12 protein-coding genes are annotated in these 13,398 nt (G+C 37.7%); 10 read left to right on the plus strand and 2 right to left on the minus strand.

Annotated elements, in window-relative coordinates:
- Positions 1 to 8 precede the first annotated feature (8 nt).
- From KO172_RS04310 to KO172_RS04355, 10 genes are all read left to right on the plus strand, one after another.
- Positions 9 to 3,062: an S-layer homology domain-containing protein gene (locus tag KO172_RS04310; protein WP_215492293.1), complete on the plus strand. Its 3,054-nt coding sequence runs from the start codon at positions 9 to 11 to the stop codon at positions 3,060 to 3,062.
- 232 nt (positions 3,063 to 3,294) lie between these two features.
- Positions 3,295 to 4,314, plus strand: a complete 1,020-nt coding sequence (locus KO172_RS04315) for an L-threonylcarbamoyladenylate synthase (protein ID WP_215492294.1) — start codon at positions 3,295 to 3,297, stop codon at positions 4,312 to 4,314.
- Positions 4,315 to 4,356: 42 nt separating this feature from the next.
- Entirely contained in the window at positions 4,357 to 4,791 is a 435-nt protein-coding gene (gene rpiB, locus KO172_RS04320) for a ribose 5-phosphate isomerase B (RefSeq protein ID WP_215492295.1), read from the plus strand.
- Between the two features lie 9 nt (positions 4,792 to 4,800).
- Positions 4,801 to 5,424, plus strand: coding sequence for a uracil phosphoribosyltransferase (gene upp / locus KO172_RS04325; RefSeq protein ID WP_215492296.1), 624 nt, complete (start codon positions 4,801 to 4,803; stop codon positions 5,422 to 5,424).
- Positions 5,425 to 5,433: 9 nt separating this feature from the next.
- Positions 5,434 to 6,459 carry a glycosyltransferase family 4 protein gene (locus KO172_RS04330; protein ID WP_215492297.1) on the plus strand — a complete coding sequence of 342 codons (1,026 nt, stop codon included), beginning with the start codon at positions 5,434 to 5,436 and terminating at the stop codon, positions 6,457 to 6,459.
- Positions 6,456 to 7,562 carry a non-hydrolyzing UDP-N-acetylglucosamine 2-epimerase gene (gene wecB, locus KO172_RS04335; protein ID WP_251320116.1) on the plus strand — a complete coding sequence of 369 codons (1,107 nt, stop codon included), beginning with the start codon at positions 6,456 to 6,458 and terminating at the stop codon, positions 7,560 to 7,562. The genes KO172_RS04330 and wecB overlap by 4 nt, the downstream gene beginning before the upstream one ends.
- The gene (gene ychF, locus KO172_RS04340) at positions 7,562 to 8,659 is read left to right on the plus strand and encodes a redox-regulated ATPase YchF (protein ID WP_215492298.1); all 1,098 of its coding nucleotides are present in this window, start codon (positions 7,562 to 7,564) and stop codon (positions 8,657 to 8,659) included. The genes wecB and ychF overlap by 1 nt, the downstream gene beginning before the upstream one ends.
- Positions 8,659 to 9,588, plus strand: a complete 930-nt coding sequence (locus tag KO172_RS04345) for a ribonuclease H-like domain-containing protein (RefSeq protein ID WP_215492299.1) — start codon at positions 8,659 to 8,661, stop codon at positions 9,586 to 9,588. The genes ychF and KO172_RS04345 overlap by 1 nt, the downstream gene beginning before the upstream one ends.
- Positions 9,589 to 9,597: 9 nt before the next feature.
- Entirely contained in the window at positions 9,598 to 9,831 is a 234-nt protein-coding gene (locus tag KO172_RS04350) for a glutaredoxin family protein (protein WP_215492300.1), read from the plus strand.
- A 10-nt stretch (positions 9,832 to 9,841) separates the two neighbouring features.
- Positions 9,842 to 11,272: an aminoacyl-histidine dipeptidase gene (locus tag KO172_RS04355; RefSeq protein ID WP_215492301.1), complete on the plus strand. Its 1,431-nt coding sequence runs from the start codon at positions 9,842 to 9,844 to the stop codon at positions 11,270 to 11,272.
- Positions 11,273 to 11,357: 85 nt separating this feature from the next.
- Here the strand turns inward: KO172_RS04355 and KO172_RS04360 are convergent, their stop codons facing one another.
- Positions 11,358 to 12,650, minus strand: coding sequence for a sensor histidine kinase (locus tag KO172_RS04360; protein WP_215492302.1), 1,293 nt, complete (start codon positions 12,648 to 12,650; stop codon positions 11,358 to 11,360).
- A gap of 1 nt (position 12,651) precedes the next feature.
- Complete coding sequence (locus tag KO172_RS04365) at positions 12,652 to 13,347, minus strand: response regulator transcription factor (protein WP_215492303.1); 696 nt, start codon at positions 13,345 to 13,347, stop codon at positions 12,652 to 12,654.
- Positions 13,348 to 13,398 lie beyond the last annotated feature (51 nt).

Below are 13,398 nucleotides of genomic sequence, written 5' to 3' on the forward strand. Positions count from 1 at the left end.
GGCAGAGCATGAAAAAGAAATTAGAGATACTTATTGTACTAGTATTAGCTTTAGTTTTAGTTTTATCTATGGATATATCTGCAGCCTCATATAAGGACCTTGATGGACACTGGGCGAAGGACTATGTAGATGACAAGTTGGCTATAGAACTCTTTGATGAACATGGCGAAGTCTACGGAGCAAACGATGTGCTTACGAGAGCTGAAGTGCTTAAGGCTATAAATAAATTAACGCGCATTAATAAAGAAAGCAAGATTGACTTTGATGACATAGATAAGGACGACACTTATTATACTGAATTTAAGAAGGCGGCCTACACAGGCTTCATTGGTCTTAAGAGTAAGAAGGCAGAGCCTAAGCGCTTAGTAAGTAGAGCGGAAGCTGTGCATATGCTAGCCCTTGTTTATGGCATAGACGCAAAAGACTCAGCGAATGCTTTTACAGACTTAGAAGGAATTAGCGAGGCTGGATATATAGATGCATTCAAAGCACTTGGAGTAATAAGTGGCTACCCAGATGGAAAATTTAAGCCGAAGGATGCTATCAAGAGAGCAGAGTTCACGGCTATGGTGAGCGCCTTATACGCAAGGTTTGCTGCACCTTTAAGGTACCCAGCTTCATATAAAAACACAGATAAGACTAAGCTTAAGAGTTTACTTATACATGGTAGCACTTATGCGAATGAGGCAAGCGAGAATGAAAAGAATGAGTACAAGCTTGCTTATGCTAACGCAAAACTTATTTTAAATAACAAAAAGGCTATACAAGTAGAAGTAGATCTTGCTTGCGAGAAGCTTAGCAATGCTATAGACGCGCTTAATAAGGACTATGCTAGTCAAGGTAAGAAAGTTGAGCTTAAGGAAGATATGGACGAAAGAAATCCTAAAAGCGATTTAAAGAACTTAGTATATATGTCCGAAGCCTTGGAGAAGAAGCTTGACCTTGAATACTACAAAATTAACTATGAGAGAGCTTTGAAAGACTTTAAAGAGACTCTTGCGATGGCAAAGCAAGTTCTTGATGATGAATTTGCTAGCATGGAGGCCATAGCTGAATCGAAAGCGAAACTTGAAGATAAGCTAGATGGTCTTTATGCATCTAATAATGAACTTGAAGAGATAAAGGATGCTGCGACTAGATTAAAAGATCTCATTAAAGACAAGAAAGATGATAAGCTTGAAGAGCTGATTAAGAAGGCACAAATGCTTATAGTTTCGAAGCCTATGCATCAATGTGCAGACGAGATGATACTTAAGCTTAACGATGCAATAATCAAAGTCCTTGACGAACTTGATGATAAGGCAGCCATTGAAGAGATGGTCAAAGAGGCATTAGAGAACCTAGAAGACATTAGCAAGGGAAGGATCTTCTTCTTAGAAGATAGGTCTTACACACTTATGAGAACAATTAGAGCGAATAAGGACACGGACGGCGAGGAGTCAAAGGAAACTTTGCTTAACGCACTTAAAGATGCCAGCAAAGTTAAGGAAGACTACGACACTGCCATAGAAGAACTTAAGGATATGCAAGCAGCTGCAGATGATTACGAAGGCCTACTAGCAGACCTTGGCCTAAACGAGAAGAATTCAGATAAGCTAGCAGCCATAGATATAATTAAGCATGTGAAGGGAGTTGCGGCTTCTAAGTCTAAGATCACAGACCTTGATAAGATATCTCAGCTTTGGGATAAACTTGATAGTACAGACGAGCTTCTTAAGGATGAGATGGCTCTTGATGATGAGTTAAGAAAGCTTGAAGACTTTATAAGCCTAAATAAGCTTAAACTGAAGGAAAGTGATACGGCTCTCATAGATGAAGCAGATGAAATGCTTGGAAGGGAAAAGCTTAGCGATGAGGAGCTTAGCGCAAAGAAGAAAGAGCTTGAAGAACTATTAGCTAAGCTATACAAAGCTGTGATTAGTAGAAAGGACGCAGAAGACACTTTAAAAACTGCTGAAGCAATTATCAAAGAGAATGCTACTTATAAGGCAGTACTTTTAAATAAAGAAGCTTTAAAGGCAGCACTTTCAATGGATGATGAAAGAGCCATTACAAAGGCAAATGAAGAACTTAAGAAAGAGATTGCAAGGCTGATACCGATTAAGCTCATCTACCAAGGAAGGGATATAGAAGGCGAGACTATAAGCTTCGATATGAAGTCCGATATGAGTGTGGACGAAGTAAGGCGCCTTGTTTATCCAATGCAAATGGATAAGAGTGCACTTAGCTCATGCAAGATGAAGCTAAGCCTAGGCGAAGGAACTAAGCAAGACCTTGCAGTTAGGAACGCCAAGGAAGAGATAGTGACGTTCAGAAAGCCAAGCATGAAGGACAAGATCAGGATCAAGTTCACTTTTAACTTTGCTGGCAAGGCTTACGAGTGTACGCTTGAGTACAGGTCAGAGGACAAGGCAAAGAGGTTCAAAAATATCATAGGCATCTATAGAGCGCTTGAAGGAGAGAGCATAGACGAGAAGTTCTTTAAAAATTACGAAGGCGGCGAAGCAAAACTTTTCGATATTGCTAAGGGCGAAGATGCAAGTGAGGCTTTAAAAGTAAAAATTCTAAAAGATGGAGAGCTTCTTAGTAGTAAGGACACTAAGCTTAGCAAGGGAGTTTATGACGTTATCTTCTACTACCTTGATGATGCTGAAGAAGTAAGCGCATCTACAAGTTCAAAGCTCATAGTTGATGAGGCTATCAGTACAAAGGATTTATTATATGTCTACGATGGCGATAATGCGTCATACATCATTCCTACTAAGGATGCGAGTGGCAATATAATTTTCGGCTTCAAGGTGAAAGAAAGATGCTTTGCCTTTCCAAAGACGGTAAAGATATTCTCTCAAGATAGTGGCGTGGCTTTTCTTAATAAAGACTCTAAAGCAGAGCTAGGAGTTAAATTTATTGATGCGAGTGGTAAAGAGCTAAGCACGAGGGCAGATGCTCTTAAGGCTAAGGAGATCTTTTTAGTCTTATTAGAGGATGCAGAAGGAAGCCTTGGCGATAGGAACTTAAGTCTTAAAAAAGGCGAGAGATATCAAGTACCAATAATTAAATAGCTTTATATATTAAGAGGGACTAGCTTAGCCCCTCTTTTTTATGCCGCGCGAGGTGATATATGAGAGGCTTGCTACCATATGAGAAGCTTGCTACCATATGAGAGGCTTAGTACTATATACCAAGCGAGCTATGTTTTGTAAATATATTGTATCTAATTAAACGCATTTTCAAGAGCCTTTGTATTGATAATTCATATCTTTTGTGGTAAAATTAAGTTTAGAGGTTGATATAATGACAGAGCTTTTAAAAATTACAGATGATAATATAAAATTGTGCGCTGAAGAGATTAAAATGGGCGGTCTAGTTGCCTTTCCAACTGAAACTGTTTATGGCCTAGGAGCCGATGGACTAAACGCTGAAGCTGTTAAGAAGATTTACGAAGCAAAAGGTAGACAAAGTGACAACCCACTAATACTTCATATTGCGTCTTTAGATATGATAGAGCCGCTTGCATATTATGACAAAAAATATGATGCTCTTCTTGATGCCTTTTGGCCAGGACCTATGACTATAATCTTGAAAAAGAAGGACGTAGTTCCAAGCGTAATCACAGCAGGTCTTGATAGCGTCGCAATACGTATGCCATCGAGCGAGGTTGCACGAAAACTTATAGAGTATGCTGGGACTCCTATAGCAGCACCGAGCGCGAACATATCTGGCTATCCATCGCCAACGTGCGCAGAGCATGTATACAAGGACCTTCACGGCAAGCTTAAGTACATACTAGCTGGAGAGATGAGTGAAGTAGGTATCGAATCAACTGTTATCGACCTAAGTAGAGACAAGGTACGCATACTAAGACCGGGCAAGATTTCCTTAGAAGACTTGCAAAAGATAATACCGGATGCAGAGTATGATGAGGCAATCACTGATGATAAAGAAGTGAAGAAACCAATCAGCCCTGGACAAAAGTATACACACTACAAGCCTAATGCCAAGGTGGTCATCATCATGGGCGAGGGTGAGGACCTTATTAAAAAGATGAAGGCCGAGTATGAGGCAAACCTTGACAAGAAGCCAGTAGTCTTTACACTTAGGGAGTACGAAGACGAGTTTCATGGTTTCAAGACCATGGACCTAGGCAGTATCAAGGAGCCCATAAGCATATCGCACAACATCTTTAACCTATTAAGGACGGCAGATGATATGGGATACGGCTACATCATCATGCAAGGTTATGAGCGCAAAGGTATATTCATGGCGATTATGAATAGGATTATCAAGTCTTCGGGCCACAACATTAAGTATTGAAAATAGAAAATGTATATGATAAAATTGTAAAGGAGAGGTATCATGAGAAAGATAGGCATAGCATCAGATCATGGAGGATTTGAACTAAAGGAAAAGTTAAAAGCTTATATGAGCGAAAAAGGTTTAGACGTCGTTGATTACGGCACAGACTCTACAGAGTCAGTTGACTATCCGGTTTATGGCAAGAAAGCAGCGAAGGGTGTAATTGCTGGCGAAGTAGAGAAGGCAGTCGTTATCTGCGGCACTGGCATAGGCATATCACTAGCTGCAAACAAGGTAGAAGGCATCAGATGCGCACTTTGCACTAATGAATACATGGCTAAGATGTCAAGAAACCATAACGATGCGAACATGCTAGCTCTTGGCGCAAGAGTTATAGGAGATGAACTTGCGAAATCTATACTTGATACATTTTTAGCGGAAGAATTTTTAGCAGGAAGACATAAAAGAAGAGTCGATTTAATCGAAAATTGTTAGGAGGGTATTATGGTAACTGTATTTGATCATCCACTTATTAAACACAAACTAAGCATATTAAGAATGAAACAAACTGGCACAAAGCAATTTAAGGAGATAGTTACAGAGCTATCTATGCTTATGGGCTACGAAGTAACTAGAGATTTACAATTAGAAGAGATGCCTATAGAGACACCTATATGTAAAACTGTTGGCTATAGTTTAGCTGGCAAGAAGATAGCACTAGTGCCTATACTTAGAGCTGGTCTTGGTATGGTAGACGGCATGCTAAGCCTACTACCTGCAGCAAAGGTTGGTCACATAGGTCTATATAGAGATCCAAAGACTTATGAACCGGTTGAGTACTATTGCAAGCTCCCTTCAGATATAGAGAAGAGAGAAGTTATAGTTCTTGACCCAATGCTTGCAACTGGTGGAAGTGCCACTGCAGCTATAGATTTTTTAAAGAAGAGAGGCGCAAAGCACATTAAGCTTGTAAACATCATTGCTGCTCCAGAAGGAGTTGAATACGTAAAGAGTCACCACCCAGATGTTGACATCTTTGTAGCAAATGTTGATGAAAAGCTTAATGAACACAAGTACATCGTTCCAGGACTTGGAGACGCAGGAGACAGACTTTTCGGAACTAAGTAGGTGAATTAATTGAGAAGAATATATTTTGCAGCTTTTGTAAGTTTAGTTTTAGCGCTTATACTTACAAGATTGCAAATAAAATTGTCTAAGAAGCTTGGCTTTATCGACGTGCCGAAGGATCAAAGACGTATGCACACAGACTCTGTGCCAACATGTGGCGGCTTCGCTATGTTCTTTGCAATCTTCATTCCATATATGATACTATACAAATTTACGCCAAGGAACACAGCCATTTTCATAGGCTCTATCATCATTATGCTATCGGGTTTTTACGATGACATACATGACCTTAAGCCGAAGTATAAGGTGTTATTTCAGCTTATGGCGGCGCTTGTGGTTTACTTTTTAGGCAATATTAGGATAATGAACATAGGTAACCCATTTATCGATAACAACCTTTTGAGCTTGGGTTTTCTATCTCTGCCTGTAACACTATTTTGGATAGTTGGTGTTACTAATATCATAAACTTAATAGATGGCCTTGATGGTCTAGCAGGCGGTGTTGTCTTTATCTCATCAATGACCTTAGCTGTAGTTTCTGTTTCGTATGAACAGTACTCACTAACAGCACTAGCTTTATGCATAGGCATGAGCTACCTTGGCTTTTTGAAGTACAACTTTGCACCTGCAAAGATATTCATGGGAGACACTGGAGCCTTGCTAGCAGGATTTTTGCTCGCAGTAGTAACTATACAAGGAGCGATGAAGGCGGTCGCTGCCATCGGCATCATAGTACCAATCATGATACTTGGACTACCAGTCTTCGATACAACTTTTGCAATGATTAGAAGGCTGCTTAGCGGTAGATCGATTGCTTCAGCTGACAAGGGCCACTTGCATCATAGATTATTAAGAAAGTATTCGACAAAGAAGACAGTTTTGATATTATATACAATATCAGCCATATTCTCAATCTTTGGCATACTTGTGATGAAGCTTAGAAACACAGTATCTGTACTTTTGTCTGGAATTATTTTTATGATTATAGTATTTTTAGCATATAAGATTGGATTGTTTAAGGATGGTGAAAATTGAAAGCTTTAATAATATTTGGCACAAGGCCTGAAGGTATAAAGATGGCACCTATTATTAAAGAGTTAAAAACTGCTGATAATGTTGAGCTTGTAACATGTATAACAAGTCAGCACAGAGAGCTTTTAGACTCTGTAATAAAGGTTTTTGATCTTGAGATTGATTATGATTTAAATATATTTGAGAAGGGACAGACTTTAACCGATATAACTGTTAGGTCCCTAAAGGGTCTTGAAGAGGTTATTAAGAAAGAGAAACCTGATGTAGTTCTTGTGCAAGGTGATACTACAACAGTATTTGCAGGTGCACTTGAGGCCTTCTACAATGGAGTTAAGATAGGCCACGTTGAAGCAGGCCTTCGTAGTGGCAACATCCATAGTCCATTCCCAGAGGAAGCGAACAGAAAGCTTACTGGTATCATGACTGACTTTCATTTTTGCCCAACACAAAGGGCGAAGGATAACCTTATCAAAGAAGGATATGATGAGAGTAAGTTATACATAACAGGTAACACTGTTATAGATGCCCTACTAATGACTGCTGACAAGGTAGACTCTTTTACAAGAGATGACCTTAAGAAGCTCGACTTAAATAAGAAGCTAATACTTCTTACTTCGCATAGAAGAGAGAACCAAGGTGAACCTATGGAAAATATCTTCTCAGCTGTAAGAAAGATTGCTGACGAGTTTGATGATGTAAGCATAGTCTTTCCTATGCATCCAAATCCAAGGGTTAGAGAGCTTGCGAAGAAGCACCTTGATGGAGCGGACAATGTTTTACTAACAGAGCCTGTTGAGTATGAAGACATGGCATATATATTAAAGAACGCTTACATGGTTGTAACAGACTCAGGCGGATTGCAAGAGGAAGCACCTGCACTTGGTGTTCCTGTTCTTGTTATTAGACGCGAGACTGAAAGACCAGAAGGCATTGAATATGGTACTGCAAAGCTTGTCGGAACTGAGTTCGATAGTGTTTATACTAATATGAAGACGCTACTTACTAATGAAGACGAGTATATGAAGATGCACAAGGCCATCAACCCATATGGAGACGGCAATAGCTCCAAGATAATCAAAGATATATTGATAAGAGAGGTAAAGTAATGAAATTAGGTATAGTAGGACTACCCAATGTTGGCAAGTCAACACTTTTTAATGCGATAACAAAGGCAGGAGCGGAAGTTGCAAACTATCCATTCTGCACTATAGACCCCAATGTTGGCGTTGTTGAAGTGCCAGATGAGAGATTAAAAATATTAACAGAAGTAAATAAATCAAAGAAGACAATACCAGCTGTTATTGAGTTTTATGACATAGCAGGTCTTGTTAAGGGCGCGTCAAAGGGCGAGGGCCTTGGTAACAAGTTCCTTTCACACATAAGAGAGGTTGAAGCCATAGTTCACGTACTAAGAGTCTTTGAAGATGAAAACATAGTACATGTTGACGGCAGCATAGACCCTATAAGAGATATAGAGACTATCAACCTAGAGCTTATATTCTCAGACCTTGATATGGTTGAATCTAGGATACAAAAGCTTATTAAGCAGGTGAAGGGTGACAAGTCTTTACAAAGCGAGCTTGACTTACTTAATGAAGTGAAGAAGGTTCTTGAACAAGGTAAGTCTGCGAGAGTCTTAGAACTTAATGATGATCAAAAGGCTATGCTTAGAAGCTTTAATCTTTTAAGCTTAAAGCCTATAATTTACGTTTTAAATGTATCTGAAGATGACTACATCAATGACTTAAAGGATAACAAGTACATTGCAAGACTTAGAGAGTATGCAGAGAGCGAAGGATCTGAGATAGTTCCTATCTCTGTAAAGATTGAAGAAGAGATGAGTGAGCTTGATGATGAAGAAAGAAAGGCTTTCTTAGAAGACATGGGCATAAAAGAGTCTGGTCTTGACAGACTTATCAAAAAGAGCTACAAGCTTCTTGGTCTTATGAGCTTCTTAACAACTGGTGAAGACGAGACAAGAGCGTGGACTATTAAGAATGGAACTAGAGCCGTTGATGCAGCGGCAAAGATTCACTCAGACATCGCAAGAGGCTTTATACGCGCGGAAGTTGTTAGCTACGACGACCTTGTTGCTAACGAGATGTCTATGAACAAAGTAAAAGAGAAGGGCCTTATGAGACTAGAAGGCAAGGACTATATTATGCAAGAAGGAGATATAGTTTACTTCAGGTTTAATGTATAATGAAAATTTTAGAATATGATGAAAAATTAACTTTTAAGTCTAAGTACTACGATGAGGAAGCTGTTTTTCTTGATATTGAAACGACAGGACTTAGCCCCATGAGAAGCTTTATCTACCTCATTGGGCTAGTTTTTATTGACTTAAGTAAAAGCACTATGCATATAACACAGCTCATAGCTGAGGATGCTGATGAAGAGGAAGAAATTATCTCTATAATGAATGAGAAGCTTAAAGGATACAAAACAGTCGTTACATACAACGGCAACTCCTTCGACCTTCCTTTCATATCTAAGCGCGCTGAGCGTTATGGCATAGCCGTGCATGAACTAGCGTCCTTTGATATGTATGAGAAGCTTAGACTGCATAAGGACACCTTAGGGCTTGACGGACTTAAGCAAAAGAATATCGAGAAGAAGCTTGGAATCATTAGAGAGGACCGCTTTAATGGCGGTGAGTGCATCAGCTTCTACAAGGACTACGCGAAAAACAAGACTAAGGAGAGCTTCGATAGATTCGTTCTTCATAACTATGATGACCTTTTATATATGCCTGCAACCATGTCCATACTCGACCTCTTAGATGAGAAGATCACCATTGACATAGATGGACGCAAGTATAAATTTGATAAGCATAGTATTAAAAAGGATATCTTAGTGATTGATTTCACAACTGATATGGGTATCAATACTTATGTAGAGGAGCAGGGCTACCTCGTAGAAGAGAACGAGGGACACAGGCACCTAGAGTTTACACTCAAGACTGGCTACATGAATGATGCGCGTAAGGTGAAGTACCTAGAGAAGAAAAGCTTAGGCAGGCTAAAATGTGACGACTTTGATGGCGAAGACTTAGTGGCAGGTGGCATTGTTCCTATACGCATACAAAATAAATTATTTATTCGAAATATAATTAAATTAGGTAGTATTTAGGAGGTTAAGATGAAATTAGAACTTTATTACAAGGCTGAGTGTCCATACTGCGAGAAGGTACTTGGATATATGATGGACCACTGCAATGTTAAGGGTGTTGAGCTTATCGACATCAAAGAGGGAAACAACAACGAAGACTTAATCAAAAGAGGCGGCAAGGATCAAGTGCCATGTCTTTTCATAGATGGCAAGGCACTTTATGAATCGGACGATATAATTAAATATTTTAAAGAAAATTTTTAGGAGGTTTATTATGGATTACAAAGAATTACCAGCACAAGAAGTTTTTCATTGGTTTAGAGAGATCAACCAAATTCCAAGAGGCTCAGGCGACGAAAAGAGAATTTCTGACTACCTATACAATTGGGCAAAGGAAAGAAATTTAGATGTATGGCAAGACAAGGCGCTAAACATCGTTATACACAAGGGCGCTACAAAGGGTTATGAGAACGCACCAAAGGTTATCTTGCAAGGACACATGGACATGGTTTGTGAAAAGACTTTAGATAGCGACCACGACTTCTCAAAAGATCCAATTGAGATGATAGTTGACGGCGACTACCTAAGAGCCAACAACACAACACTTGGCGCTGATGACGGTATAGCTGTTGCGATGGCACTTGCAGTACTAGATGCAGATGACATTGAGCATCCAGCATTAGAAGTAGTATTTACAACTGCAGAAGAAACATCCATGGTCGGAGCTATAAACTTAACAAACGAACACCTAAGCGGCGACTACCTATTCAACATTGACTCTGAAGAAGAAGGCATATTCTTATCTTCAAGCTCAGGTGGAGTTAATAGTGAATCCAAATTCAAAGTAGAATACAAAGATAACGACAAAAAAGCTTTAGAAATAACACTTAAAGGCTTTACAGGCGGACACAGCGGCATGGAAATCATCAAGCAAAGAGCAAACGCTATCAAAGTTTTAGCAAGACTACTTAATGAGTGCAACTGCGATAAACTAAGATTAGTCTCAATCGAAGGTGGTACTAAGCACAATGCCATCGCCAACGTCTCAAAGGCTACTATAGTTCATAAAGATTACGCTAAAGTTAAAGAAGCAATGAATGAATTATTCAGCCATATCAAAAAAGATTATCATATAGAAGATCCAAATATGACACTTGAATTTAAAGAAGTCAAAGCAGATAAACGCATGACAAAGAAAGATACAGATAGAATTATAAACTTCTTAATGCTTGCTCCACACGGCGTTATATACATGTCTAAGGACATAGAAGGTCTTGTAATGACAAGCTGCAACGCAGCTATATTAAGAACTGAAGCGGGTAGCGTAAACTATCTATGTTCAATCAGAAGCTCATCAGATGCAGCTTTAGTTGAAGTAAGAGAACAAGTTAGAATCATGACAGAAGTACTTGGCGGCAAAGTTGAACTTTCGGAAAGCTATCCTTCATGGGAATTCGATGAAGACCCAGTACTAAGAGACTTAGTATCAAAGGTTTACAAAGAAGAAACAGGCAAAGACGCAGAAGTAAGCGCTATACATGCAGGACTTGAATGCGGTCTACTAAAACAAATCTTACCAGATACTAAGATGATAAGCTTCGGACCAAACATCTACGACGTTCATACAGCAAGAGAGCACCTAGATATTAAGTCAACTGAAAGAATGTGGAAGTTCCTAAAGGCACTTTTAAAAGCTGTTAAGTAACTATAAAACACAATAGATAGAATGATAAAGACCTCTTTACCGTCAAAGCAGTAAAGGGGTCTTTTATATTGGAAAATATGTTTAATTAAAATTGGCTTCTACCTTTAAAGACAAAAGATACTTCGAGACCTGGGTTTTTATTGTTTATAATAAATTCTGCGTCGTGCAGCTCGGCAATTTGCTTAGAAATAAAGAGACCTAAGCCATGTTTTGTTATATTAGTCAAGTCTTCTTCGTTAATTCTTCTTATAATATCTTCAGATAATCCGCAGCCTTCGTCCGATATAGTGATACTTATCATATCTTTACTCTCATTAAGCACAACTTTAATTTTTCCGCTTGTATAAGTAAGCGCGTTCTTTAAGATATTTTCAAGCATTCTATAAAATAAATTCTCATCTAACTTGATCTTAATATCTTGATTTTCAATATTATTTTCGAAAGTAATGTCTCTATCGGGATTTTCATTTAGTTTGTCAACTATAAGTTTTCTGATTATTTTTAAAGGATTTTCACAAGTAAAATTCTCTTTATCGATGTTAGATAATGATATGGTGAGGTTTAGACCCTCTAAGATATTTGAAATTTTTAAAACTTCGTCCTGTATAAGTTTTTTATCAGGATTTTTTTTATTTACTTCCCAAGAAATTTTAGCAAGCGGCGTCCTCACGTCATGGCTCACACCTCTGATCCACTTGCATTGTGATTTTTTCAAGTTCTTATATTTTTCATTTGCTTCGTTTATGGTAGCCATCAAATCTTTTAATTCGCCGTATTCATCAAGCTTTTCATAGTCGTCCTCATACAGCTTATCAATTGCTCTTTGCAGTGGGAGTATATTTTTAAGGATATTTTTAATATCTAATTTATAAAGCACATAGACAAATAATAAGAATAAAATTACAAATACTAAAACAAGTATTATATTGAAAATAAATTTGCTGTAACTATAGTAATTCGAAGGTAATTTGTCCAAGGAATGTTTCGGATATGCAAAGACAATTAGGCCATCGTCTAAAACGTAGGTAAATACAGGGTAGTCAGCTAAGTAGTATCTCGCAAATCTTGCAACATCTCTTATGTCAAACTTATTTTTAAGCTCTTTTGGCTTGTTAAAGCTCTCTATAAGATTTCCATCTTTATCGAGTCTTATAGCCCAAATATCTTTTTCTTGTAAAAACGCTGTATTTTTCTTGTTTAGATAAGTATCCGTTTTATTTTCTTTCACATAGGAGTAAATATAATTAGGGTTTGGATATTTATTATTTAATCTATAGTTTAGGTAGAGAAAAATCATAAGTAAAAATAATAGAAAGAATAATAAGCTTAGTATTCTAATTACAATTTTTTTAAATCTTTTTAATATATAATTAAACATTTTAATCCTCTTTAATTAGTTTGTAGCCAAGACCCTTTATTGTAATCAAAATCTTGGGATTTCTTGGATCGTCTTCAAGCTTTTCTCTGAGCCTGTATATGTGCGTTATCAAAGTATTTTCGTAACCATAAGAGTCTTCCCAAATATTATCTAAAATTCGGTCAATTGAAACTATTGTATTTATATTTTGGGATAAATAATCTAAAATTTTAAATTGCTTTGCTGTTAAAGGAATTTCTTCACCATTTTTTTCAAGTATCCCTCTCGATTTATCAAAAACTACCTTACCTAAATTAATTTTCTCATCACTTTTAATTTTTTTACTTCTTCTTAAAACTGCATCTATCCTCCAAAGAAGCTCATCAGGAAAGAAGGGCTTGACTATGTAGTCGTCGGCCTTATTTTCAAAGCCTAATCTTCTGTCATCAATGCCATCGAGTGCAGATAGTATTATAACAGCTACATTAGACGTGCTTCTTATCTCCTTTAATAGATCAAAGCCGCTGCCGTCTGGAAGCATTAGGTCTAAAACTACCAAATCAATTTTATAATTTTCTAATTTAAATCTGGACTCCTTCAAGTTTTTGGCAGTATAAACTTCTTTAAAACCCTTGTCTTTCAAAAAATTATATAAATTTTCTAGCAAACTTTTTTCATCATCAACTAACAATATGCTAAAATTACTTCTAAAATCCATTGTCCCACCTCATTAAGACCATTATACAACATTTTTTTAATATATTTGGTT

The organism is Fenollaria sporofastidiosus (assembly GCF_943169635.2).
In the GTDB taxonomy this organism is placed as follows: domain Bacteria; phylum Bacillota; class Clostridia; order Tissierellales; family Peptoniphilaceae; genus Fenollaria; species Fenollaria sporofastidiosus.

Bases quoted from the DNA above. Each gene is read 5' to 3' on its own strand.
- KO172_RS04310 (WP_215492293.1), top strand. From the start codon at position 9: ATGAAAAAGAAATTAGAGATACTTATTGTACTAGTATTAGCTTTAGTT.
- KO172_RS04315 (WP_215492294.1), top strand. From the start codon at position 3,295: ATGACAGAGCTTTTAAAAATTACAGATGATAATATAAAATTGTGCGCT.
- rpiB (WP_215492295.1), top strand. From the start codon at position 4,357: ATGAGAAAGATAGGCATAGCATCAGATCATGGAGGATTTGAACTAAAG.
- upp (WP_215492296.1), top strand. From the start codon at position 4,801: ATGGTAACTGTATTTGATCATCCACTTATTAAACACAAACTAAGCATA.
- ychF (WP_215492298.1), top strand. From the start codon at position 7,562: ATGAAATTAGGTATAGTAGGACTACCCAATGTTGGCAAGTCAACACTT.
- KO172_RS04345 (WP_215492299.1), top strand. From the start codon at position 8,659: ATGAAAATTTTAGAATATGATGAAAAATTAACTTTTAAGTCTAAGTAC.
- KO172_RS04350 (WP_215492300.1), top strand. From the start codon at position 9,598: ATGAAATTAGAACTTTATTACAAGGCTGAGTGTCCATACTGCGAGAAG.
- KO172_RS04355 (WP_215492301.1), top strand. From the start codon at position 9,842: ATGGATTACAAAGAATTACCAGCACAAGAAGTTTTTCATTGGTTTAGA.
- KO172_RS04360 (WP_215492302.1), bottom strand. From the start codon at position 12,650: ATGTTTAATTATATATTAAAAAGATTTAAAAAAATTGTAATTAGAATA.
- KO172_RS04365 (WP_215492303.1), bottom strand. From the start codon at position 13,347: ATGGATTTTAGAAGTAATTTTAGCATATTGTTAGTTGATGATGAAAAA.